This window comes from Salmonella sp. SAL4457 (assembly GCF_046548235.1).
GTDB lineage: Bacteria > Pseudomonadota > Gammaproteobacteria > Enterobacterales > Enterobacteriaceae > Salmonella > Salmonella enterica.
In genome coordinates, this window is record NZ_JBGDZO010001103.1 from 1 (window position 1) to 246 (window position 246).

At 67.5% G+C, this 246-nt stretch carries 1 protein-coding gene; it reads right to left on the bottom strand.

The genetic code is table 11. The features are described from left to right. Nucleotides 1-53: 53 nt before the first annotated feature. Nucleotides 54-246 (bottom strand): hypothetical protein (locus ACLJNW_RS27600; protein ID WP_410961751.1); only part of this gene is annotated, 193 nt, incomplete at its 5' end.

Sequence of the window (246 nt, forward strand, 5' to 3'; positions counted from 1 at the left end):
CCTTCGGTGACACCGAGGAGGTGACGTGACGAAGCGAGGGCTCCCTCCGAGCGTCAGGGGGTGAACACTTCGGCTGCGGCATCGGGCGCGAGCGCGTCCCCCTTGCTGCCAGCATCGAATGGCCCAGTCGTATCGCGCTCGGTATCGGTCGGATCCGTGCCGGGGCGCGGGCCTTCGTGCTTCCTGCCGCTCGGCGGCCTGTTCTTGTCGTAGCCCTTCTTGAAGTGTCTCGGGTGCGGGCTCTGT